Annotated in this window: 22 protein-coding genes; all 22 read right to left on the reverse strand. The window is 72.3% G+C overall.

The annotated features are described in order from the left end of the window. Window position 1 precedes the first annotated feature (1 nt). The 22 genes from PGH47_RS15315 to PGH47_RS15420 all read right to left on the reverse strand — a co-directional run bounded on the left by PGH47_RS15315 (window position 2) and on the right by PGH47_RS15420 (window position 22147). A complete protein-coding gene (locus tag PGH47_RS15315; RefSeq protein WP_271663900.1) occupies window positions 2-841 on the reverse strand; it encodes a 4'-phosphopantetheinyl transferase family protein in 840 nt (279 codons plus the stop codon). Next, window positions 838-2121 (reverse strand): MFS transporter, encoded by a 1284-nt coding sequence (locus tag PGH47_RS15320; protein WP_376056009.1) that lies wholly within the window; start codon window positions 2119-2121, stop codon window positions 838-840. The genes PGH47_RS15315 and PGH47_RS15320 overlap by 4 nt, the downstream gene beginning before the upstream one ends. Before the next feature lie 15 nt (window positions 2122-2136). After that, on the reverse strand, window positions 2137-2994 hold the full coding sequence (locus PGH47_RS15325; protein ID WP_271668065.1) for an alpha/beta fold hydrolase: 858 nt from the start codon (window positions 2992-2994) through the stop codon (window positions 2137-2139). A gap of 41 nt (window positions 2995-3035) precedes the next feature. Then, window positions 3036-4433 (reverse strand): NDP-hexose 2,3-dehydratase family protein, encoded by a 1398-nt coding sequence (locus PGH47_RS15330; RefSeq protein WP_271663902.1) that lies wholly within the window; start codon window positions 4431-4433, stop codon window positions 3036-3038. Then, on the reverse strand, window positions 4430-5437 hold the full coding sequence (locus PGH47_RS15335; RefSeq protein WP_271663903.1) for an NAD-dependent epimerase/dehydratase: 1008 nt from the start codon (window positions 5435-5437) through the stop codon (window positions 4430-4432). The genes PGH47_RS15330 and PGH47_RS15335 overlap by 4 nt, the downstream gene beginning before the upstream one ends. Beyond that, entirely contained in the window at window positions 5428-6039 is a 612-nt protein-coding gene (locus PGH47_RS15340) for a dTDP-4-dehydrorhamnose 3,5-epimerase family protein (protein ID WP_333938038.1), read from the reverse strand. The genes PGH47_RS15335 and PGH47_RS15340 overlap by 10 nt, the downstream gene beginning before the upstream one ends. Further along, window positions 6036-6794: a class I SAM-dependent methyltransferase gene (locus PGH47_RS15345; protein ID WP_271663904.1), complete on the reverse strand. Its 759-nt coding sequence runs from the start codon at window positions 6792-6794 to the stop codon at window positions 6036-6038. Before PGH47_RS15345 ends, PGH47_RS15340 begins: the two co-directional genes overlap by 4 nt. Beyond that, on the reverse strand, window positions 6787-7908 hold the full coding sequence (locus PGH47_RS15350; protein WP_271663905.1) for a DegT/DnrJ/EryC1/StrS family aminotransferase: 1122 nt from the start codon (window positions 7906-7908) through the stop codon (window positions 6787-6789). The genes PGH47_RS15345 and PGH47_RS15350 overlap by 8 nt, the downstream gene beginning before the upstream one ends. Beyond that, window positions 7905-8921 carry a carbohydrate kinase family protein gene (locus PGH47_RS15355; RefSeq protein ID WP_271663906.1) on the reverse strand — a complete coding sequence of 339 codons (1017 nt, stop codon included), beginning with the start codon at window positions 8919-8921 and terminating at the stop codon, window positions 7905-7907. Before PGH47_RS15355 ends, PGH47_RS15350 begins: the two co-directional genes overlap by 4 nt. After that, complete coding sequence (metK, locus tag PGH47_RS15360) at window positions 8921-10084, reverse strand: methionine adenosyltransferase (RefSeq protein ID WP_271663907.1); 1164 nt, start codon at window positions 10082-10084, stop codon at window positions 8921-8923. The genes PGH47_RS15355 and metK overlap by 1 nt, the downstream gene beginning before the upstream one ends. Before the next feature lie 41 nt (window positions 10085-10125). Beyond that, window positions 10126-11610 (reverse strand): FAD-dependent monooxygenase, encoded by a 1485-nt coding sequence (locus PGH47_RS15365; RefSeq protein WP_271663908.1) that lies wholly within the window; start codon window positions 11608-11610, stop codon window positions 10126-10128. Window positions 11611-11664: 54 nt separating this feature from the next. Further along, a complete protein-coding gene (gene rfbB / locus PGH47_RS15370; protein ID WP_271663909.1) occupies window positions 11665-12654 on the reverse strand; it encodes a dTDP-glucose 4,6-dehydratase in 990 nt (329 codons plus the stop codon). Continuing rightward, complete coding sequence (locus tag PGH47_RS15375) at window positions 12651-13877, reverse strand: nucleotide disphospho-sugar-binding domain-containing protein (RefSeq protein WP_271663910.1); 1227 nt, start codon at window positions 13875-13877, stop codon at window positions 12651-12653. The genes rfbB and PGH47_RS15375 overlap by 4 nt, the downstream gene beginning before the upstream one ends. After that, window positions 13850-14530: an antibiotic biosynthesis monooxygenase family protein gene (locus tag PGH47_RS15380; protein ID WP_107905477.1), complete on the reverse strand. Its 681-nt coding sequence runs from the start codon at window positions 14528-14530 to the stop codon at window positions 13850-13852. The genes PGH47_RS15375 and PGH47_RS15380 overlap by 28 nt, the downstream gene beginning before the upstream one ends. A gap of 37 nt (window positions 14531-14567) precedes the next feature. After that, window positions 14568-15437, reverse strand: a complete 870-nt coding sequence (gene rfbA, locus PGH47_RS15385) for a glucose-1-phosphate thymidylyltransferase RfbA (RefSeq protein ID WP_271663911.1) — start codon at window positions 15435-15437, stop codon at window positions 14568-14570. Between the two features lie 105 nt (window positions 15438-15542). Then, entirely contained in the window at window positions 15543-17030 is a 1488-nt protein-coding gene (locus PGH47_RS15390; RefSeq protein WP_333938039.1) for an FAD-dependent monooxygenase, read from the reverse strand. Between the two features lie 2 nt (window positions 17031-17032). Continuing rightward, a complete protein-coding gene (locus tag PGH47_RS15395; protein ID WP_107905480.1) occupies window positions 17033-17968 on the reverse strand; it encodes an aromatase/cyclase in 936 nt (311 codons plus the stop codon). A 20-nt stretch (window positions 17969-17988) separates the two neighbouring features. Further along, complete coding sequence (gene fabG / locus PGH47_RS15400) at window positions 17989-18774, reverse strand: 3-oxoacyl-ACP reductase FabG (protein WP_030951595.1); 786 nt, start codon at window positions 18772-18774, stop codon at window positions 17989-17991. A 104-nt stretch (window positions 18775-18878) separates the two neighbouring features. Further along, window positions 18879-19148: an acyl carrier protein gene (locus PGH47_RS15405; protein ID WP_271663912.1), complete on the reverse strand. Its 270-nt coding sequence runs from the start codon at window positions 19146-19148 to the stop codon at window positions 18879-18881. A 178-nt stretch (window positions 19149-19326) separates the two neighbouring features. After that, the gene (locus PGH47_RS15410; protein WP_271663913.1) at window positions 19327-20553 is read right to left on the reverse strand and encodes a ketosynthase chain-length factor; all 1227 of its coding nucleotides are present in this window, start codon (window positions 20551-20553) and stop codon (window positions 19327-19329) included. Beyond that, the gene (locus PGH47_RS15415; RefSeq protein WP_271663914.1) at window positions 20550-21821 is read right to left on the reverse strand and encodes a beta-ketoacyl-[acyl-carrier-protein] synthase family protein; all 1272 of its coding nucleotides are present in this window, start codon (window positions 21819-21821) and stop codon (window positions 20550-20552) included. Before PGH47_RS15415 ends, PGH47_RS15410 begins: the two co-directional genes overlap by 4 nt. Continuing rightward, window positions 21818-22147 carry a TcmI family type II polyketide cyclase gene (locus tag PGH47_RS15420; RefSeq protein ID WP_107905485.1) on the reverse strand — a complete coding sequence of 110 codons (330 nt, stop codon included), beginning with the start codon at window positions 22145-22147 and terminating at the stop codon, window positions 21818-21820. The genes PGH47_RS15415 and PGH47_RS15420 overlap by 4 nt, the downstream gene beginning before the upstream one ends. Between the last annotated feature and the right edge of the window lie 48 nt (window positions 22148-22195).

The raw sequence follows: 22195 nt of genomic DNA on the forward strand, positions 1-22195 counted from the left end.
CTCACTCCTCGTGTGTCGGTGTCGCTGTCGGTACGGGCGGCGCGGGCAGGGCCATGGACAGGACCGGCTCGGCGGCGGCGATCGCCTCGGCGGCCGCCGGCCTCGGCAACTCGGCGATCCGGTCCGGGAGTTCGTGGAGTACGGCGCGGTGGGCGGTCGTCGCCTCGACCGCGAGCGCGGACACGTGATCGGGGCAGCCGTGCAGGCCGGCCACGAGCCAGCCGTCAGGTGCGCGGTGGCCTCCGGCGTTCGAGTGGACCCCGAGGTAGTGGCCGCCGATGCCGTGGCCGAGTCCGGTCCCGAGGCCCTTGAGGTACGCCTCCTTGCGGCTCCACAGCTCCGCGAAGACCCTCGGCCGCCGGTCCTCGGGCGCGCCCAGCACCTCGCGGCGCTCCGCCGGGTGCAGCCGGGGCAGGCACAGCTCCACCGTCGGTGCGTCCGGCACCCGTTGCACGTCCACGCCGACGGGACTCGCGGCCACGCCGAACAGGACGAGGCCGTAGCTGTGGGACAGGGAGAAGTGCAGCGGGCCCGGCAGGACGGGACGGCCGTGCGGGCCTCCGCAGTAGGGGCAGGGGGCCCTGCGCAGCCGGAGCAGGGCGGGGGCGATGCCGGTGTACGCCGACAGCAGCCGGCGCAGCGCGATGTGCGCGTGCAGATAGACCAGCCGCGCGTCCGCCCGCAGGAAACCGGCGGCCCGGCGGCGCTCCTCCGAGTCCAGCTCGCTCATGGACGGCGGTTCCTCGGTGGGCGGGCGCAGGGCCCACAGGTGGAGCTCTCGGGGGGCGTCCGACCGCAGGGCGCGCAGGGCCGGTGCCGTGGTGGCGGGCCGGGGTGTCATGTCGTACCGCCTCTGGTGGAGTGCCTGGGTTCGCGGGACGGCGGCTCCTGTGCCAGGGGGTCGTCCTCGCCGCTCCCCCGCCGCTCCACGACCAGGGCCACAACCGCCGCCCCCACCGACACCAGGCCGCCCGCCAGCAGGCCCGCGCGTGCCCCCAGTTGCTGGGCGAGCCAGCCGATGAGGAGGGCGCCCAAGGGGGTGGAGCCCTGGAGGATCAGGGTGTAGAGGGCCATCACCCGGCCCCGGTAGTCGGGGTCGCTGCCCAGCTGGATGCGGTGGTTGGCGGCCTGGGCGAAGTACAGGGAGGCGAAGCCGGTCAGGGCCAGCAGGAACAGCGCCGAGGTGAAGCCGGGGGCCCACGCGGCCGTCGTCTCCAGGACGCCGAAGGCGAGCGCGGAGAGCACGACCGTACGGGCCGGCGGGCGGGAGCGGCGTCCCGTGCCGACCAGCGCGGCGAGCAGCGAGCCGGCCGCGAACGCCGTGGTGAGCAGCCCGAAGGAGGCGGCGTCGGCGTGGAACACGGTCTTGGCGAGCAGGGGCAGCAGCAGCTGGAAGTTGAGGCCGAACAGTCCGACGACGGCGATCAGCGCGACGGGCAGCAGCAGGTCCGGGCGGGTCGTGACGTACCGCAGCCCGTCGGCCACCCCGCCCTTGACGGCCGACCGCCCCGAGCGGTGCAGCTCGGACGTCCGCATCAGGCGCAGCCCCACCACGGTCCCCGCGTAGCTCACCGCGTTCAGCAGCATCACCCAGCCGGTGCCGGACGCCCCGATCAGCAGCCCCGCCAGGGCGGGACCGGCGACCCGGGCGACGTTGAAGTACGCGGCGCTCAGCGAGGAGGCGTTGGGCAGCAGCTCCGCGCCGACGAGTTCGCTGACGAAGGCCATCCGGGCGGGTACCTCGACGGCGTTGACGGTGCCGAGGGCGAGCGCGAAAAGGTAGACGTGCCAAAGGCGGGCCGCGCCGGTCAGGTCGAGCAGCGCCAGGCTCAGGGCCAGCGCGGCGGAGGCGGTGTTGGCCCACATCAGCAGGCGTCGCTTGTCGTGCCGGTCGGCGAGCCGGCCGCCGTACAGGGTGAACAGCATCAGCGGCGTGAACTGGAGCGCCGTCACGGTCGCGAGCGCCGAGGCGGAGTCACCGGTCAGGGACAGCACCAGCCAGTCCTGCGCCACGACCATCATCCAGGTGCCCGCCACCGAGACGAGCTGGCCGGCCGCGAAGAGGCGGAAGTTGCGCACGGACAGGGAGCGGAGGCCGCTGGGGAGTGTCATGCCGAACATGGTGGGCACCGCGGGTCAGCGTCCGGTCGGGGCGCACTCGCGCTGGGCGAGACACTCCTCCAGGAAGCCGAGGGCGCGCAGATGGTAGGAGCGGGCGGCCCAGCCGAGGCTGATGTTGTGCCCGGCGCCGGGCAGCCGGTCGACCACCACGCGCGGCGCGCCGCCGAACTCCGCCCGCAGCGCCGCGAGGGTGTCGTCGTCGTGCCGCCACCAAGCCTCGTACTCGGCGAAGGTGAGCCGCACCGGGACCCGGATCCGCGCGGCCAGCGACGCGAACGCCTCCGGCCAGCGCGGCGCCTCCTCCCGCTCCCGCGCGGGCATGGGGGCGACCAGGGTGTCGCTGTCGCGGAAGGTGCCCGGCGGATACAGGCGCAGCTTGCCCCAGTTGCGGCTGAAGTGCCCGTGGCCGCGTTCGTCGGGCAGTTCGCGCGGGGTTACGGCGTAGCGGTGGCCGAGGCCGGAGACGTCCAGGCCGAGCAGGGCGCCACCGCGCTCCCCGGCGGCCGCGGTGAGGGCGAGTTTGCCGCCGTAGGAGTGGGCGAGCAGGAACACTCCGGCGCCGGTGTCGTGGCGAAGGGCGAGGTCGTCGAGGGCGGCGTGCAGGGCGTCCGCCTGCTCGGCGAGGCGCTGGCCGTCCGGCAGGGCGCCCGCGGAGGCGCCGTAGCCGGGCCGGTCGACGGCGACGACGGTGTAGCCGAGCCGGGCGCCGAGGCCGAGCAGGGACTGGCCCGGGTGGGAGCGGCCGTCGAAGTAGCCGGCGCTCATGCCACCGCCGTGCAGGGCGACGACGGTGGCGCGCGGGGTGCCGTGCGCGGGTTCGGCGAGCAGCGCGGACAGGGTGAGTCCGGCGGCGTCGAGGGTGATCGGGCGGATGCCTGAGGTGGTGGCGGGGGCGGTGTCGCACCCGAGCTGCGTCACAGCTCCACCGCGCCGGCGTCGATGCAGGACAGCAGGGTGCGGGCCTGGACGTTGACGTAGTGCCCGTGGGCGGTGAGCGCGCCCAGCTGGCCCGGGGTCGCCCACTGGTAGCCGGCGGGCGGATCCAGCGGGGTCTCGGTGTCGTCGGTCTCGATGAAGAGGTAGCGGCTCTCGGCGTTGAGGAACCTGCCGCCCTCCTCTGAGTGGATCGCCGCGTACCGGACGCGGTCGGCGGGGGCGTCGAGCGCCAGGTCCAGGAACGGCGGGCGGTCGGCGGGCGGCAGGTGCTCCCAGTTGCCGGGGTTGGCCTGCACGGTCGGCGCGAGTTCCACGGTGTCCAGGAACCCGGCCTCCACCTTGGCGTTGACCAGCAGGTGCGGTACGCCGCCGATGCGCCGGTACAGGAACGCGGTGACGCCGGTGCCGGTGGGCTCGAACAGCGGCTGGTCCCAGCCGGTGACCTCGCGGTTGCCGGCCTCGACGCGGACGCCGACGACCCGGAAGTAACGGCCGTCGGACCGTTCGACCACGTCGTCGCCGCGGTGCCAGCCCTCGACCTGGTCCAGCGGGATGCGCCGCATGTCCACATCGTGCCGGGAGCGTTCGACGGTGAACCAGGACTGCAGTTCGGCGTCGCTGAGCAGGGCGCCCTCGGAGGTGTGCACCGGCGGGAAGCAGGCGATGACGGTACGGGCGTCCATGTTGACGAGGTTGTCGCGGCGCAGCAGTTCGCCGAGCTGTCCGAGGGTGAGCCAGCAGAAGTCGTCGTCGAGGGGGACGTCGGTGTCCGGGCCGGCCTCGACGAGCATGTTGCGGTTGGCCTTGCGGTAGAACCAGGAGCCGTGCTCGGACTGGAGCACGTCCGCGTGGACCAGGGCCCGGTCCGCCCCGGCGAAGTACTCCAGGTACTTCACCCGCGAACCGCGGTGCACGGTGGAGTAGTTGCTGCGGGTGGCCTGCACGGTCGGCGAGAGCTGGAGGACGTTGCGGTTGCCGGGCTCCATCTTGGCCTGCATCAGGAAGTGCAGGACGCCGTCGAACTCCTTGGCGAGGATGCCGAGGATGCCGACCTCGGGCTGCCGGATGATGGGCTGCTGCCAGGAGCGCACCGAGCCCTCGCTCAGGGTGACGTGCAGCCCTTCGACGCTGAAGAACTTCCCGGTGTGGTGGACCAGGTTGCCGGTGCCCTCGGCGAAGGACCAGCCGTCCAGGGCGCCGAGCGGGCGCCGCTCCACCCGGAAGCGGTGGGCGCGGGCCCGGCCGGCGAGCCACTCGTCGACGTCGGCGGTGCGCAGGGCGTGCCCGGCGCCGGTGGCTGCGGCCGAGCGGGCCAGGCGGGCGGCCAGGTCCTCGGCGGCGCGGGAGCGCAGTGAGGGGGCGACGGGTGCGGTCACGACAGGGCCTCCTCGCCGCCGGAGACGACGAACGCGACGGTGCGGGCGAGCGCCTCGTCCAGCTCCGTCACGGCACTCCAGCCGGTGGCGGCGGAGAACGCCGAGGCGTCGATGGTGACGCTGCGGAAGTCGCCGGGCTCCGCGTGCGCGGGCGGCGGCACGGACACCACCGGCACGGCCGGCTTGCCGGTCTGCCCGGCGACGAGGGCGGCGACCGTGCGGAAGACCTCGCCGAGGGGTTCGCCGCGGCCGGTGCCGAGCAGCCAGTGCCGGCCGGCGAGCGCGTCCGGGTGGTCGACGGCGGCGGCGAAGGCGCGGGCCACGTCCTCGACGTAGAGCAGGTCGCGGCGGACCGTGCCGTCGTGCCACATGGTGATGGACTCCCCGGACAGGGCGCGGCGCGTCATGAAGGTGACGACGCCCTTGTCGCGGGCGGTGGAGTCGGGGCCGTAGCCGAAGACGGTGGGCAGCCGGATCGCGGCGCCGCGCAGCACGCCCTCGGCGTCGGCGGCGAGCAGCAGCCGTTCGGCGGCGAGCTTCTGCCGGTCGTACTCGCCCTTGGGCCGGTCGGTCTCGGTGCCGTCGAGGACCTCCTTGTCCAGCGGTCCGGCCTGCGAGGCGGCGCCCGCCCACAGCACGGTGACCGGGGACCCGTCGGCGGTGCGGGCGTCGCGCAGGGCCTCGACGAGGTCGCGGACCAGGCCGACGTTGACGCGTTCGGCGGCGGTGTCGCCGTCCTCGACGCGCCAGGTGGTGGCGCCGGCGCTGTACAGCACGGTGTGGATCACCACGTCGGCACCGGCGACGGCCTCGGCGACGGCGCCCGGCTCGGCGAGGTCGACGGCACGCACCTCGACGTCGGCGCGGGCGCCGGCGGGGACGGGCGCGGGGCGGCGGGAGACGGCGCGGATCCGCAGCGGGCGGCGGGCGAGTTCGCGCAGCACCGCCGAGCCGACGAAGCCGGTGGCGCCGAGCAGGACCACGAGCGGGGGGTTCACGGCCACAGCTGTGCCTCCACTTCCCGGCAGGCCTCGTACGTGGGCAGCAGGCCCCGCTCGCGGGCCTCGGCGAGAGTGGGCGCGCTCAGGTCGCGCTGCGACTGGGCGGCCGTGAGCTCGGCCGGGAGCGGCAGGCCGAGCTCGGGGTCGAAGGGGCTGACGGCGCGCTCGTTCTCGGGGACGTAGCCCTCGGACATGACGTAGACGACCATCGAGTCGTCGGCCAGCGACAGGAAGGCGTGGCCGACGCCGACGGGGATGTACAGGGCGCGGCAGTCGTCGCCGCCGATCTCGGTGGCCTCCCACTGCCCGAAGGTGGGCGAGCCGACCCGCAGGTCGATCAGGAAGTCCTGGACGCGACCGTAGGGGCAGTAGACGTACTTGGCGCGGCCGGGAGGGGTGGCGGTGTAGTGGATGCCGCGCAGCACGCCGCGGGCGGAGAGGTTGTGGCTGATGTCCTTGACGGGGAACAGCGGGCGGCCGGTCGCCTCGGTGAACGCGGCCTCCTGGTACGGGGAGGAGAACAGGCCCCGGTCGTCCTTGTACACCGGGGGCGTGAACTCGAAGGCACCCTCGATGCCGAGCTTGTGCACCTGCACGGCGCTCACTCGCCTTCCTGGTTGAGAGGCTTGACGCCGACGAAGAGGCCGTTGCCGGGGTACTCACCGGTGACGTACTCGACCGTGAACCCGGCCTCGGTGAAGGCGGCCTCGTACTGGGCCCTGCTGTAGAGGGCCATGACATGGGTGTCGTCGAAGTGCCGGACGTCCTGGCCCGGCTTCGCGACCAGGTAGTGCACGTCCATGCGGCTGGCGTCGCCCGTGTCGTGCAGAACGGTGTGGGAGACCCGGGCGACGGTCATGCCGCCGTGGGTGACGACGCTGCCGCCGACGTGGTCCGGGGTGAAGTTCTCCGGGAACCACCAGGGTTCGAGGACGGCGACGCCGCCCGGGGCGAGGTGGTGCGCGAACGTGCGCAGGGTGGAGCGCAGTTCGTCCTCGCCGGTGAGGTTGCCGACGGCCGCGAAGAGGCAGGCGACGGCGTCGAACCGGCGCCGCAGCCGGAAGGTGCGCATGTCGCCGCGCTCGACGGGGATGCCGGGGTGGTTGCGGCGGGCGACGTCGAGCATGCCGTCGGCCAGGTCGATGCCGCGCACCTCGCCGAACTCCTCGGCGAAGTGCGTGAGATGGCCGCCGGTGCCGCAGCCGACGTCCAGCAGGGACGCGGCGGCCGGGAAGCGGGAGCGGATGTGCTTGGCGACGACGGCGGACTCGGCGCGGTAGTCCTTGCCGCGCCCGTTGTAGATCGCGTCGTAGATGTCGCCCGCGTCGTAGATGCCCGTGGGCCCGGCTGCCTCAGACACGCGCGAGCACCTCCCGCAGCGCGCCGATGACCTTGTCCTGGAGCCCCTCGGACAGGGACGGGTACATCGGCAGCGAGAAGATCTCCCCGGCCAGCTTCTCCGTGACCGGCAGGGAGCCCTCGGGCCGGCCCAGGTGCTCGAAGCCGGACATGGTGTGCACCGGCCACGGATAGCTGATGTTGAGGTGGATGTCGTACGCCTTGAGCGCCTCGATGATCGCGTCCCGCTTCGGGTGCCGGACGACGTACACGTAGTAGACGTGCGTGTTGCCGGGGTTGGTGGCGGGCAGCAGCAGTCCGCCGGGGCCGGTGACGTCGGCGAGCTGCTCCTCGTAGCGGCGGGCGACGGCGTTGCGGCCGGCGACGTAGGCGTCGAGACGGGTCAGCTTGCGGCGCAGGATCTCCGCCTGCACCTCGTCCAGGCGGGAGTTGTGGCCCGGCGTGCGCACCACGTAGTAGACCTTGTCCATGCCGTAGTAGCGCAGCTGCTTCATGGCCCGGTCGGTCGTCTCGTCGGCGGTGACGACGGCGCCGCCGTCGCCGTAGGCGCCGAGGACCTTGGTGGGGTAGAAGGAGAAGGCCGCCGCGTCGCCCATGGTGCCGGTGAGCCGGCCGTGGTGGCGGGCGCCGTGCGACTGGGCGCAGTCCTCCAGGATCTTCAGCCCGTGCTTGTCGGCGATGCGCCTCAGCGGTTCCATGTCGACGCTCTGGCCGTACAGGTGGACCGGCAGCAGCACTTTGGTGCGGGGCGTGATGGCGGCCTCGACCTGCTCGGTGTCGATGAGGAAGTCGTCCTCGCGGACGTCCACGAACACCGGCGTGGCCCCGGCGCCGACGATGGCGACGACGGTCGGCGCGGCCGTGTTGGACACCGTGATGACCTCGTCGCCGGGGCCGACGCCCAGCGCCTCCAGGGCGAGCTTGAGGGCGTTGGTGCCGTTGTCGACGCCGGTGGCGTACGGCAGCCCGTGGTAGGCGGCGAACTCGGCCTCGAAGCCCTTGACGCTCTCGCCGAGCACCAGCTGACCGGACCCGAACACCTTCGCTACGGCGTCCAGGATGTCGTCCTTCTCGACTGCGTACTCCGGCAGATAGTCCCAGACTCGGGTGGTCACGCGATCGCCTCCTGCTTGAAGTTGCTCGGGGTTCGGTCGGGGCCGAGGCCGGGCCCGGTCTCCCGGGCGGCGGCCGGGCCGTGGGCGGCTTCGATACGGCGGAGCAGATCGGCCCCGGTCAGCACGTACTCCTGGGTGCCGACGGTCTCCAGCACGACGGTGGCCAGCGCGCAGCCGAGCCGGGCGGCCGGCTCGGGCGCCAGCCCGCGGGCGGTCCCGGCGAGGAATCCGGCGCGGAACGCGTCGCCGACGCCGGTCGGGTCGACGGCCCGGTCGGTCGGTACGGCGTCGACGTGCAGCCGCTCCCGGCCGGCGCGGGCGATGTCGACGCCGTCGGCGCCACGGGTGACGAGCCAGCCGCCGGTGCGCTCCAGCACCTCGTCCTCGGTCCAGCCGGTGCGCTCCAGGAGGAGGGCGGCCTCGTACTCGTTGGTGAACAGCAGCCGTGCCCCGTCCACGAGTCGGCGTACCTGCTCGGTGGTGAGCCGGGCCAGCTGCTGGGAGGGGTCGGCGGCGAACGGGATGCCCTGCTGCCGGCACTCGTCGGTGTGCCGGAGCATGGCTTCGGGATCGTTGGGGCCGACGACGACCAGGTCCGGGCGTCCGGTGCGTTCGGCGACGTCGGCGAGGCCGATGCGGGAGGCCTCCGCCATGGCGCCGGCGTAGAACGTGGCGATCTGGTTGTGGTCGAGGTCGGTGGTGCACACGAAGCGGGCGGTGTGCAGGGTCTCGCTGACCAGTACGGCGTCCGTGGCGACTCCGTTCGCGCGCAGCCAGGCCGCGTACTCCGCGAAGTCGGCGCCGGCCGCGCCCACCAGCACCGGATCCAGTCCGAGCCGGGCCAGGCCGAGGGCGATGTTGGCGGCCACTCCCCCGCGGCGCACCTCCAGGCTGTCCGCGAGGAAGGACAGGGAGACCCGGTCCAGCCGGTCGGCGACGAACTGCTCGGTGAACCGGCCCGGGAAGGACAGCAGATGGTCGGTGGCGATGGAGCCCGTGACGGCGATGCGCATCAGGCCCCGGCCGCCTTCCGCAGCGCCTCGACCCGGTCGGTCCGCTCCCAGGTGAACTCCGGCAGCTCGCGGCCGAAGTGGCCGTAGGCGGCCGTCTTGGCGTAGATCGGGCGCAGCAGGTCGAGGTCCCGGATGATCGCGGCCGGACGCAGGTCGAAGACCTCGGTGATGGCGGCCTGGATCCTCGCCACGCCGACCTTCTCGGTCCCGAAGGTCTCGACGAACAGGCCCACCGGTTCGGCCCTGCCGATCGCGTACGCCACCTGGACCTCGCAGCGGGCGGCCAGACCGGCCGCTACGACGTTCTTGGCGACCCAGCGCATCGCGTACGCCGCCGAACGGTCCACCTTGGACGGGTCCTTGCCGGAGAAGGCACCGCCGCCGTGCCGGGCCATGCCGCCGTAGGTGTCGATGATGATCTTCCGGCCGGTCAGGCCCGCGTCACCCATCGGACCGCCGATCTCGAAACGGCCGGTGGGGTTGACCAGGAGGCGGTAGTTCTCGGTGTCCAGCTTGATGCCCTCGTCGAGGAGGGCCTTGAGCTCCGGCTCGACCACGAACTCGCGGATGTCGGGCGCGAGAAGGGTGTCGAGGTCGATGTCGCTCGCGTGCTGCGAGGAGACGACGACCGTGTCGAGGCGTACGGCTCGGTCGCCGTCGTACTCGATGGTGACCTGCGTCTTGCCGTCCGGGCGCAGGTAGGGGACGGTGCCGTTCCTGCGGACCTCGGTCAGGCGCTTGGACAGGCGGTGCGCCAGGAAGATCGGCAGCGGCATCAGCGTCGGCGTCTCGTCCGTGGCGTAGCCGAACATCAGGCCCTGGTCGCCCGCGCCGCCGGTGTCGACGCCTTGGGCGATGTCCGGGGACTGGGCGCCGATCGAGACGGACACTCCGCAGGAAGCGCCGTCGAAGCCCTTCTGCGAGGAGTCGTAGCCGATCTCCAGGACCTTCTCGCGGACCAGCTGGGCGATGGGCGCGTACGCCTTGGTCGTCACCTCGCCCGCGATGTGCACGAGCCCGGTGGTGATGAGGGTCTCGACGGCGACGCGGGAGGTCGGGTCCTGGCGCAGCAGCGCGTCCAGGACGGTGTCGCTGATCTGGTCGGCGATCTTGTCGGGGTGGCCCTCGGTGACGGACTCCGAGGTGAACAGGCGTACAGCCATGGGGGTTTCCTCCGTTGGGTGGGGACGGGCCGCGGCGGGTGTCAGCGTCCGGGGGCCGCCGGGCCGAACCAGCGCTCCAGCGCGTCCGTCGCCCGCTCGCCGTCGGCGGAGGTCCAGGCGACGTACCCGTCGGGCCGCACGAGGACGGCGGCGGCGCCGGCGAACGGGTCGGTGCGCCTCTCGGCGGCGTCGAGGGTCGCGGTCACCGTGACCACGCGGTCCTTCCAGCCCTCGGCCATGGCGCGGACCTCGGCGTCGTCGGCGAGGTCCAGCAGCACGCCCTGCGCCGCGTGCAGCAGTTCGGCCGTGGTCGTGGTGGCGCCGGCGGCGGTGCGCAGCGCGCGGGGCGGCAGCCGGCGGCCCAGCAGGGGGTGGCTGCCGGCGCCGAGGTCGTAGCGGAGGTCGAGGTGGCTGACCGAGCCCGCCAGATGGCGTTTGACGTCGTCGTACGCCATGAGTTCGGTGAGGAGTTCGCGCAGCGGGTCGGCCTCCTCGCCGCCGAGGAAGACCATGCCCTGGGCGCGGGTGTTGCTCAGCAGGCGCTCGCCGACCGGGTGACGTTCGGCGTGGTAGGTGTCGAGCAGGCCCTCGGGTGCCCGGCCGGCCACCTCGGCGGCGAGCTTCCAGCCCAGGTTGACGGCGTCCTGCACCCCGGTGCTCAGGCCCTGTCCGCCGGCCGGGAGGTGGATGTGCGCGGCGTCGCCCGCGAGCAGCACCCGGCCGCGCCGGTACTCGGTGGCCTGGCGGGTGGCGTCGGTGAAGGAGCTGACCCACTCGGCGCTTCCGTGCGAGATGTCCTCGCCGGTGATGGTCCGCCAGGCTTCGGCGACCTCGGCGAAGGTGACGGTCCGGTCGGTGCGGTCGCGGGGCGGGGTGCCGTGCGGGCAGACGATGATGCGGTCCACGCCCTCGGCGAGCGGCGCGGCCATCACCATGCCCTCGGGCAGCTTCTCGCCGAGGAAACGGGGCTTCAGCGAGCAGCCGACGACGTCGGCGAGGTACATCTCGCGGGTGGCCGGGGTCCCGGGGAAGTCGAACCCGGCCGCCCTGCGGACGACGCTGTGCCCGCCGTCGCAGCCGACCAGCCAGCCGGCGGTGAGCCGCTGCTCGCCCCCGGTGCCCGCGAGGGTGACCTCGACCCGGTCGCCGTGGTCGGTCAGGTCGGTGAGCGCCGAGCCGCGCCGGATGTCCGCTCCCAGCTCGCCGGCCCACTGCTCCAGGACCGCCTCGGTCTGCGACTGGGGTACGCCGCGGGCGCCGAAGTGGGCGTCCTCCAGCACGGTGTAGTCGAACTGCACGCCGCCGAAATGGCCGAGCGGGCTGGTCTGCAGGCCGCCGAACCTCGGCAGCAGGCCGCGCTGGTCGAAGGCCTCCATGGCGCGGGCCGTGAAGCCCAGGCCGCGCGACTGCCCCGTGGGCTCGTCGAGCAGCTCCGCCACGACGACCCGTGCCCCGGCGAGCCGGAGCTCACCGGCCAGCATCAGCCCGGTCGGCCCGGCGCCGACGATGATCACGTCCGCGTCCACGAACGTCCCCTCCCTGTCCTTGGTGGTGTGCAGTGCCTGTGGGGTGACCGGCCGTCAGGCGGCGGCCGTGGGGCGCGCGGCGTCCCGGACGGGCCGCCACCACTGCGGGTTGTCGCGGTACCAGGCGACCGTCGCGGCCAGCCCGTCCTCGAAGCCGGTCCGGGGTGCCCAGCCGAGCTCCTCGCGGATCTTGGAGTCGTCGAGGGCGTACCGCAGGTCGTGTCCCTTGCGGTCGGTGACGTGCCGGATCATCGAGCGGTCGGCGCCGCACAGCGCGAGGATCCGCTCGGTCAGGGCGAGGTTGGTCAGTTCGTCGCCGCTGCCGACGTTGTAGATCTCGCCGGCGCCGCCCCGCATCAGGACCAGGTGGATGGCCCGGCAGTGGTCGTCGACGTGCAGCCACTCGCGCCGGTTGCGGCCGTCGCCGTAGACCGGGACCTCGATGCCCTGGAGCAGGTTGGTGACGAAGAGCGGGATCAGCTTCTCGGGGTGCTGGTAGGGCCCGTAGTTGTTGGAGCAGCGGGTCACCGACACGTCGAGGCCGTGGGTGCGCCAGTAGGAGCGGGCGACGAGGTCGGAGCTCGCCTTGGACGCCGCGTACGGGGAGTTGGGCAGCAGCGGCCACTCCTCGGTCCAGGAGCCCTGCTCGATGGAGCCGTACACCTCGTCGGTGGAGACGTGCACGACCCGCTCCACACCGGTCTCCAGTGCCGCGTCCAGCACGGTCTGGGTGCCGAGCGCGTTCGTGCGGACGAATTCGCCGGCTCCGGTGACCGACCGGTCGACATGGGACTCGGCGGCGAAGTGGACGACGGCGTCGTGGCCCGGCAGCAGGTCGAGAAGCAGTTCCCGGTCGCAGACGTCGCCGTGGACGAACGTCAGCCGCGGGTCGTCGGCGGGCAGGTTGGCCCGGTTGCCGGCGTAGGTCAGCTTGTCGAGGACCGTGACGGCGGTGCCCCGGCCCTCGTCGTAGGCGCCCGCGAGCAGCGAGCGCACGTAGTGGGAGCCGATGAACCCGGCTCCCCCGGTCACCAGCATCCTCATGACGCCGCCCCCAGCAGTCCGGGAAGCTCCCGTACGACATCGGCGGGCGTCGGCATGGCGCGCATCTCGGCGGCGACCTCCTCGCTCGCCCCGCGGTAGCCCGGCTCGCCGAGCAGGTCGCGCAGGGCGGCGGCGATGTCGCCGCCCGTGGCCTTGCGGCCCTCCAGCATCAGTCCGGCACCGCGGGCCACCGGGACCTGGGCGTTGGCCCAGCCGTCGTCGTGGGCCATGGGCACGCCGAGCTGGGGCACGCCGGCGTCGAAGGCGGCGTACATGGTGCCCATGCCGCCGTGGTGCACGATCGCGTCGCAGGTGGCGAGGAGCGCGCGCAGCGGCATCCAGTCCACCGTGCGCACATGGTCGGGCAACGGCGAGGGCAGCGCGGTCAGTTCGGCGCCGCTGGTGGTGAGGACGACCTCGACGTCGAGTTCCTCGGTGCCCTTGAGGATGTCGCGCAGATGGGCGCCGTCGCTGTAGAAGACGCGCAGGGAGCCGAGCGTGACGGCGATCCGGGGCTTGTCGCCGCGCCTGAGCGCCCAGTCGGGCAGTTCGGCGCCGCCGGTGTAGGGGGCGTACCGCATCGGCAGGGTGTGGCGGGCGCCGCCCTGGTGCGGGGAGTCCTGGTGGATGGTCTCCAGGGAGGGCGGGCTGAGGTCGATCTCCACCTCGGCCTCGTCCAGGGCGGGCGCGCCGAGGCGCTCGGCGACCGGGGCGAGGCGGTTCAGGGCGGGGCGGAAGGTCGGCCGGCGGGTGCCGATGCCGTGCAGGACGGCGGGTATACCGGCGGCGCGGGCGGCGAGCAGTCCGGCGACGGCGGGCGGGCAGTAGACGACGGCGTCGGCCTTCCAGGTCCGCGCGATGTCGACCAGGCCGTCGGCCATGCCGCCGGCGACCTCGGCGAAGACCCCGGCGACATGCTCGATCACCTCACCCGGGGTGAGGTTCCAGCTCACGTCGGTCTCGGTGAACCGGCGGACGAGATCGTCGTACGGCCGTACCGACCGGCCGTCGTCGGTGGCGACGGTGTGCAGCCCGGCCGAGGCCGCCGTGGTCCGCGCCGAGCCGTTCGCGGCGACGAGCACGTCGTGGCCGGCGGCGAGGGCGGCGTGGGCCAGCGGGACCAGGGGCAGCATGTGCGAGGCCCCCGGGATGGTGGTGAACAGGTAGCGCATGGCTGTGGCCTCTCCGGTCCTGGTCAGCTGGCGGCGGAGCGCGAGTGCCACACGCGGAAGGTGTTCGCCCAGCGGGAGGTGGCCAGGGAGCGGGCGCGCACCCGGCCCTTCTGGACGTCGAGCGGCCGCTGCTCGTCGGGCAGCGTGTGGAAGGCGTCGTAGGACTGCTTGTCGTCCCACTGCGCGTAGTTGACGACGGCCGTGCCGTCGAGGGCGCGGAAGTAGGCGTGGGAGCGGTAGCCGGGGACCGTCAGCAGCCACTCGTCGGGCTTGGCGATGGCGTCGACGAGGGCCTTCTGGTTCTCCGGCTCGCAGCGCAGCACGAAGATCACGGTGTAGTCGTCGCGCTCCGTGGAGATCTCCGCTGCGTCCCCGAGCGAGGGGTGCCGCTGGGCGAAGACCGACTCGGTCTGGATGAGCTGCACGGTGGTGGCGAGCCGGTGGAACTCCGGCACGGTCTTCGTCCGGAACTTCTCCCCCTGGTAGCGCGCCTTGAGGTCCTCGGCGCTGCGCCACTGAATGTAGTTGGCGGTGCCGGGGGTGTCCTGGCCGGCGTGCACGGTGGAGGATATCCAGCCCGGGTAATCGGCGTTGTCGACGATGTCCCGCATGGCCTCCAGCACCAGGTTCTGCTTTTCCCGGTCCTCAGTGTCGAATAGGTTGAACAGGGTCATGTAGCCGTCGTCGGGCGAGATGAAAGGCATGACTCTCCACAGTTCGAGAAGTAAGGGTGGTGAACTCTCAGCCGGCCGCGGCGATTTCCATGACGTAACGGCCGTACGAGGACTTCGCGAGCTTTGTGCCGAGCCGGTGGCAGGTCTCGCGGTCGATGAATCCCATGCGCCAGGCGATCTCCTCGATGCAGGCGATCCGCACGCCCTGGCGGTGCTCCAGGATCTGCACGTACTGGCCGGCCTCGGTGAGCGCGTCGTGCGTGCCGGTGTCCAGCCAGGCGAAGCCGCGCCCGAGGGAGATCAGACGTGCCTTGCCGCGCTCCAGATAGACCCGGTTGACGTCGGTGATCTCCAGCTCGCCGCGCGCGGAGGGGCGCAGGTTCTTGGCGATGTCGACCACGTCGTTGTCGTAGAGGTACAGGCCGGTGACGGCCAGGTTGGAGCGGGGCCGGGCGGGCTTCTCCTCCAGCGCGACCAGGTTGCCGGCGGCGTCCAGTTCACCGACGCCGTACCGTTCGGGGTCGCGCACCGGATAGCCGAAGAGCACGCAGCCGTCGACGTCGACGACCGCGTCCTGGAGGATGCCGCTGAAGCCGGGGCCGTGGAAGATGTTGTCGCCGAGGACCAGGGCCACGGGGTCGTCGCCGATGTGGTCGGCGCCGATGACGAACGCGTCGGCGAGGCCGCGGGGTTCGTCCTGCTCGGCGTAGGTGAGGTTCAGCCCGTAGTCCGAGCCGTCGCCCAGCAGCCGCTGGAAACCGCCCAGATCACGGGGTGCGGAAATGATCTGGATATCGGTGATGCCGGCCAGCATCAGCACCGACAGTGGGTAGTAAATCATTGGCTTGTCGTACACCGGGAGCAATTGCTTCGACATTCCCAGGGTTATCGGCTGAAGCCGTGTCCCGTGGCCGCCGGCCAGGATGATCCCTTTCACTGTCCCTGCCTCCAGGCATTGTCTGCCGGTTCGTGGTCGGGGGAGCCGGTGACCAGCTTTCTCGGACGTGCGGCCCGATTCAAGGGCCGCCAGGTCAGAGCGATGTCAATTTCTGTCAGAAACGCCGAACCAGTTCTTCAGCGCGATTTCCGGCCCGTCGGGCGTGCCTTCCGTGCCGGTCCACACGACGTATCCGTCGGGCCGCACGAGCACGGCACGGGCGGCGCCGAGCGCGGAGTCCGGCGCCGGGCGGGCGGTCACCGTGACGATCCGGTCGGCCCAGGGACGCACGGCGGTACGCAGCCGCGCGTCCCCGGCGAGGTCGAGCAGCAGACCGCGACCGCCGGCGCGCAGCAGATCCGCCGTGTCCAACGACCCTTCGGGCCCGCGGAGTTGCACATACGGCAGCCGGGCACCAAGGAGCGGATCCTCGGCGTCGGCGCCGTACCGGATGTCGAGTCCGGAGATCATCCCCGCCAAGTGCGCCCGCACCGCGGGCCGTTCGGCGATGAGTTCGCCGAGCAGTGTCCGGACCGGCTCCACCTCGGGCCCGCCGAGCAGCAGCAGCGCCTGCGCCCGGATGTTCGCGAGCACCCGCCGACCGACCGCGTGCCGCTCGGCGTGATAGGTGTCCAGCAGCCCCGCCGGGGCCCGCCCGCGCACCTCGGCGGCCAGTTTCCAGCCGAGGTTGACGGCGTCCTGGAGCCCGAGGTTGAGCGCCTGGCCGCCGATCGGCATCTGCTGGTGCGCCGCGTCACCGGCGAACAGGACGGCCCCCCGCCGGTAGCCGCCGAGCTGTCGGTCGGCATCACCGAAGGAGTTCACCCACAGCGGGTCGCCGGAGCTGATGTCCTCCCCGGTGACCCGCTTCCACACCTGGGCGACCTCGCCGAACTCCGGCTCGCCACCCCTCGGTTCGGCGCCGAACTCGTGCACCATGACGCGGGTGACCCCGTCACCGCGCCGGGCGGCGATCGCGAGCCCCTTCTCCAGCCGCTGGAAACGCCGGTCGGGTACGTCGATCCCGGCCACGTCGGCCCGCAGCAGCTCCCGTCCCGCGTCCCGCCCGGGGAACCCGGCCCCGGTCAGCCGCCGCAGAGTGCTGTCCTCGCCGTCGCACCCGACCACGAACCGCGCCCGGACCCGCAGGGCCCGCCCATCGGGTCCGGCGGCCACCGCCTCGACGCCGGCACCGCTGTCCTCGCCCACCCGCACGGCCCGCAGCTCGTACCCCCGCCGCAGGTCCGCGCCCAGCCCGAGCGCCCAGTCCTGAAGGAGCTCCTCGGTCCGGGTCTGCGGCACCTTCCACTGACCGGGCCAGGGGCTGGGCAGCGTCAGGTCGAGCGGTACGCCGCCGAAGTGGCCGCGCGGCTCGTGGGGCGGGGTGCCCAGGGCGTCCAGCAGTCCCCGGCTGTCGAGGAGTTCCATGGTGCGGGCGTGCAGCGTGGAGGCCCGCGACTCGGTGGTCGGGGCGTCCCGCCGCTCCAGTACGACCGTCGCCGCGCCGCCGAGGCGCAGCTCCCCGGCGAGCATCAGCCCGACGGGCCCCGCGCCGACGACCAGGACATCGGTCTCCACTGTGCGCGTGGCCACGGTCAACGCCTGTTCTCGGCGTGGTCCTTGGCGTGGCCGAGGGTGGCCCGGCTGTTGGTGCTGAGCGCGTTCTGCACATAGGCGCGCGCGTCCGCGACGGTGGCGTCGGCGCCGAGGATCCGCGCGATGTTGGCGGTGTTGAGGACGACGGTGTGCTGCGAGGAGGCGGCGACCCCGGACGCGTTCTCCTCGAAGGTCCAGTAGCCGGTGTGCAGGGTCATCAGCGCGGGCAGCGTGACCTGCTTGTAGGCGATCCTGTGGTGCGGGAAGGTCACCCGGTACGACTTCGTGGTGTGCGTGGAGCCGTCCTTGGCGCGGGTGTCCATCTCCAGCGTCTGAAGGCCCGGGGTGTCCTCGCTGAACCTGACCGACGCCACGTGCGGCAGCCGCTCCACCCACAGCCCGGCCTCGTTGACGAAGTCGTAGGCGTCCTTGGCGGAGCCGTCGATCTGCACGGTGTCCTCGAAGGAGAAGGTGATCTCCTCGGAGGCGTGGGCGAGTTCGACGTTGGTCTTCAGCGCGGCCAGCTCCGAGCGGGAGTTGCGGTCGACGGCCTCGTCGATCCACTTCAGGCCCTCGGGGTCGTCGTCGATCGCCCGGTAGTCGTGCAGCAGCCGGATCCGGGACGACGTGCCGGACAGCGGCTCGATGATCCAGGTGCCGCCCATCGCGGCGACCGGCGGGGTGGAGACCTCCTGGCGGAAGGTGATCCGCAGGGCGTCCGGGTCCAGGGTGCGGCGGGAGGTCCAGTTCTTCGCCTCGCCGTTGGCGGTGGCCCAGATGCGTATGCGCTCCTCGCGCTCACCGCGCTCCAGGTGGTCGACGTAGATGGTGGGCGGGAAGATCCGCGGCCAGTTCTCCACCTCGGCGATGAGCCGGTAGACGGCGGGGGCGGGGGCGTCGACGGTGATCTCGTGCTCGACCTGACGTGTCGTCATGGCGCGTTCTCCTCAGCGTGTCAGAAGTTGCCCAGCCCACCGCAGACGTTCAGCGCCTGCGAGGTGATGGAGGCGGCGGTGTCGGAGGCCAGGTAGCCGACGAGACCCGCGACCTCCTCGGGGGTGGAGTAGCGGCCGAGCGGGATCTTGGCCTGGAACTTCTCGAGGATGGCGTCCTCGCTGGTGTCGTAGGCGGCGGCGTACCCGGCGCGCACGCGCTGGGCCATCGGGGTCTCGACGTAGCCGGGGCAGACGGCGTTGACGGTGATCCCGGTCGGGGCGAGCTCGTTGCCGAGGGCCTTGGTGAAGCCGACGACGCCGTGCTTGGAGGCGGAGTAGGGGGCGCCGAGGACGACGCCCTGCTTGCCGGCGGTGGAGGCGACGTTGATGATGCGGCCGCGGTCCTTCTCCCGCATCCCGCCGGTGTTGAGCACCTCGCGCGTCATCCGGAAGACGCTGTTGAGGTTGGTGTCGATGACGTCTTCCCACAGCTCGTCGACGATGTCGGCGGTGACCCCGCCGCCGCTGCGGCCGGCGTTGTTGACCAGCACGTCGACGCTGCCGAAGCGCTCGACGGCCGCCTGCACGAAGGCCCTGACGCCGTCGGCGGACCGCACGTCCACGGCGGCCCCGTCGACGTCCAGCCCCTCCTCACGGAGCTCCTTGACGGTGGACGCCACGTTCTCGGGGGTACGGGCGCCGAGGAAGACCCGATGCCCCTGCTCGGCGAGGAGCCGTGCGACGGCGAGGCCGATACCGCTGGTGGCTCCGGTGACGAGGGCGACCCGCTTGTGCTGCTGCGCCATGTTTCTCTTCTCCCCTGGGGGTTGAGTGGTCTGGTTCGAGGGGTGGGGACGGTGACCGAGGGGCAGGGCTCGGGGGCCCTGCCCCGCGGCCACCGGGTCACATGTCAGGCGGCGGCGCCGACTCCGAGCAGCGCGTTGACGGCCGCGATCAGCGCACGGGGCGTGTGGGCGTCGGTCAGGACGTCGTCGTCGAGCGTGATCCCGAACTCCCGCTCGATACGCCCACCGGTCTCCAGCAACGCGAGCGACTCGTAACCGAGCTCCTCGAACCCGGTGTCGAGAATGCCGCCATCGAGATCGACACCTTCATCGGCACCGGCACCTTCACGCAGGATCCGCTTGAGGTCGTCGAGGGTGAACTGTGTGGTGGACATGTGGGGTTGGTCCTTTCGTGTTCTGGTGAGTTGAGAGTTGGTCTTCATCGCCGGCCCGCACCTGTCAGCCCGTCCGGCGTTTGAGGACGAGGCCGTTCAGGCCGAAGCGGGGGTCTGGGGGCGCAGCCCCCAGGGACGGGACGGGTAGGGGCGGCGGGGGCGAGAAACCCCACGGCGACTACCGCACGGCCCGCACGACAACCGCCGAGTTGAACCCCCCTTGGCCCCGGGCCAGCACGACCGCAGTACGCACCTCGGCAGCCCGCCCCTCCTCACCGACGAGATCCAGCCCGTACTCCGGCACCACCGCACTGTTGACGGTCGGCGGAATCACCCCGTCCGCCATGGCGAGAAACGCCGCCGCCAGATCCAACGGCGCAGCCCCGGAGTACAGCCGTCCGGTCATCGTCTTGGGCGCGGTGACCGGCACACCCCCCACCCCGAACACGGCATTGATCGCCTCGGCCTCGACCCGGTCCAGCTCGGGCACGGCAGCCGCATCGGCGAAGACGACATCGACGTCCCCGGCCCGCACCCCGGCATCCGCGAGAGCGACCTCCAGCGCACGCCGCAACCCGGACTCACCCCCACTGCCAGGACGCGGATCGATCGTCGCGCCGTACCCGGCGATCTCCCCGTACACCTTCGCGCCCCGCTCCCGCGCGGCCTGCGCGGACTCCAGGATGAGGATCGCGCCGCCCTCACCGGGCACATGCCCGCTCGCGTCGGCGTCGAAGGGCAGATACGCGCGCGTGGGTTCATCGCTCGTGCTCAGCCGGTCACCGGCCAGCTGCGCCACCCACCCCCACGGGCAGATGGACGCGTCGACGGCCCCGGACACGATCAGCGCGGTCCCCTTGCGGATCTGCCGCCGCGCCTGCGCGACCGCGTCCAGTCCGCCGGCCTGGTCGCTGACGACGACCCCGCTCGGCCCCTTCATCCCGTTGCGGATGGAGATCTGGCCGCTGTTGACGGCGTAGAACCAGGCGAACGACTGGTACGCGCTGACGTGCTGGCTGCCCAGGCTCCACAGCTTGCGCAGCTCGTTCTGCCCGAACTCGAACCCGCCGGAGTGACTCGCGGTCACCACGCCCATGTCGAACTCGGGCAGCTCCGCGGGCGTCACCCCCGCGTCGGCGAGCGCCCAGTCGGCCGCCACCAGCGCGAGCCTGGTCATCCGGTCGGTCTGCGGCAGCAGCCGGTTGGGCAGATGGTCCTCGGCGACGAAGCCCGGTATCTCACCCGCCAGCCGCGCCGGGTACTGCGACGGATCGAACCGGGTGATCCGCCCGATGCCGCTCTTGCCGCTCCTGGTCGCGTCCCAGAAGTCCCTGGTGCCGAGGCCATTGGGGGACACCACACCGAGGCCGGTCACCACCACGGCCGTACTCGTGGCCGTACTCATGCCGCACTCCTCTCGGGCCGGGCGAGCACCATGGCGCTCTGGAAGCCGCCGAACCCGCTGCCGACGGACAGCACCGCGTCGGTGATCTGGTCACGGGCCGTCAGCGGCACGTAGTCGAGGTCGCACTCGGGGTCGGAGGTGTGCAGATTGGCGGTGGGCGGCACGACGTTGTGCTCCATCGCCAGTGCGGAAGCGGCGATCTCGATGGAGCCGATCGCGCCCAGGGAGTGCCCGACCATCGACTTGATGGAGCTGACCGGGGTCCGGTACGCGTGCTCGCCGAGGCTGCGCTTGAAGGCCGCGGTCTCGTGCCGGTCGTTCTGCTTGGTGCCCGAGCCGTGCGCGTTGACGTAGTCGATGTCGTCGGGGTTCATCCGCGCCTCGTCCAGCGCGACCCGGATCGCCTCGGCCATCTCCGCGCCGTCCGGCCGCAGCCCCGTCATGTGGTACGCGTTGCTGCGCGTGGCGTACCCGGCGATCTCCGCGTAGATGTGGGCGCCGCGCCGCCGGGCGCTGCCCAGCTCCTCCAGGACGAACACCGCGGCGCCCTCGCCCAGGACGAAGCCGTTGCGGGTGCCGTCGAAGGGGCGGGAGGCGCGCTCCGGCTCGTCGTGACGGGGCGTGGTCGCCTTGATCGCGTCGAAGCAGGCCATCGTGATCGGAGAGATCGGCGCGTCGGAGGAGCCCGCGATCACCACGTCCGCGGAGCCCTCCCGGATCAGCTCCAGCGCGTGGCCGACCGAGTCGATGCCCGAGGTGCAGCCGGTGGACACCACCGTGGAGGGTCCCTGCGCGCCGACCGCCCAGGCCACCTCGGTGGCGAAGGAGCTGGGCACCAGGTAGTTGTAGAGGTGCGGTACGGCGTACGCGTGGTCGACGAGGTCGAGGCGGCCGCCGTCACTGACGATCCGGTACTCCTCGTCGAGCCCCATGGTGGCGCCGACGGCGCTGCCGATGGTGACGCCCACCCGGTAGGGGTCGTACTCCGCCACCTCGATCCCGCTGTCGGCGACCGCGCCGCGTGCCGCGACCACCGCGAACTGCGCGGCGCGGTCCATCCGGCGGACCTCCTGCGGGCTCAGTCCGTGCTCCTCGGGATCGAAGTCGATCTCCGCGGCGACCCGGGACCGGAACGGGGAGGGGTCGAAGAAGGTGATCCCGCGGGTCGCGGTCCGCCCCTCGCTCAGCAGGCTCCAGAAGCTCTTGGTGCCGATGCCGCCGGGGGCGAGGACCTCCATCCCCGTGATGACGACTCGTCGCGACGTCACGCGGACGCCTCCCAGTTGTAGAAGCGGGTCGCCATGGCGTCGGCCGGCGAACGCCAGGTGGCAGGGTCGTACGCCTCGATGAACGGCTTGAGGTCGTCGCTGATCCGGATGAACCGCGGGTCGGCCTTCGCCTGCTCGATCAGTTCGCCGCCGTTGTCCGAGTCGAAGTCCTGAAGGTGGAAGTAGAGACCCCGGTACGAGAACAATTGCCGGCGCCGGGTGCCCATTCGGTGCGGCATGTCGCCGGCGTCGAACTCCGCGAACAGTTTTGCCACGTCGATGCTGGAGTCGGGATCCATCCGAGCCACGATCAGAGTGCTGTGCATGCGTCTCTCTCCTCCACGACAGAGTTTTCCCGGTGATTCCACGCGCGG

The organism is Streptomyces sp. HUAS 31, from assembly GCF_028198125.1.
In the GTDB taxonomy this organism is placed as follows: domain Bacteria; phylum Actinomycetota; class Actinomycetes; order Streptomycetales; family Streptomycetaceae; genus Streptomyces; species Streptomyces chartreusis.

Bases quoted from the DNA above. Each gene is read 5' to 3' on its own strand.
- PGH47_RS15380 (WP_107905477.1), bottom strand. From the start codon at position 14,530: ATGCCTTTCATCTCGCCCGACGACGGCTACATGACCCTGTTCAACCTA.
- fabG (WP_030951595.1), bottom strand. From the start codon at position 18,774: ATGGCGCAGCAGCACAAGCGGGTCGCCCTCGTCACCGGAGCCACCAGC.
- PGH47_RS15355 (WP_271663906.1), bottom strand. From the start codon at position 8,921: ATGCGCATCGCCGTCACGGGCTCCATCGCCACCGACCATCTGCTGTCC.
- PGH47_RS15405 (WP_271663912.1), bottom strand. From the start codon at position 19,148: ATGTCCACCACACAGTTCACCCTCGACGACCTCAAGCGGATCCTGCGT.
- metK (WP_271663907.1), bottom strand. From the start codon at position 10,084: ATGGCTGTACGCCTGTTCACCTCGGAGTCCGTCACCGAGGGCCACCCC.
- PGH47_RS15410 (WP_271663913.1), bottom strand. From the start codon at position 20,553: ATGAGTACGGCCACGAGTACGGCCGTGGTGGTGACCGGCCTCGGTGTG.
- PGH47_RS15320 (WP_376056009.1), bottom strand. From the start codon at position 2,121: ATGTTCGGCATGACACTCCCCAGCGGCCTCCGCTCCCTGTCCGTGCGC.
- PGH47_RS15420 (WP_107905485.1), bottom strand. From the start codon at position 22,147: ATGCACAGCACTCTGATCGTGGCTCGGATGGATCCCGACTCCAGCATC.
- PGH47_RS15315 (WP_271663900.1), bottom strand. From the start codon at position 841: ATGACACCCCGGCCCGCCACCACGGCACCGGCCCTGCGCGCCCTGCGG.
- PGH47_RS15395 (WP_107905480.1), bottom strand. From the start codon at position 17,968: ATGACGACACGTCAGGTCGAGCACGAGATCACCGTCGACGCCCCCGCC.
- rfbB (WP_271663909.1), bottom strand. From the start codon at position 12,654: ATGAGGATGCTGGTGACCGGGGGAGCCGGGTTCATCGGCTCCCACTAC.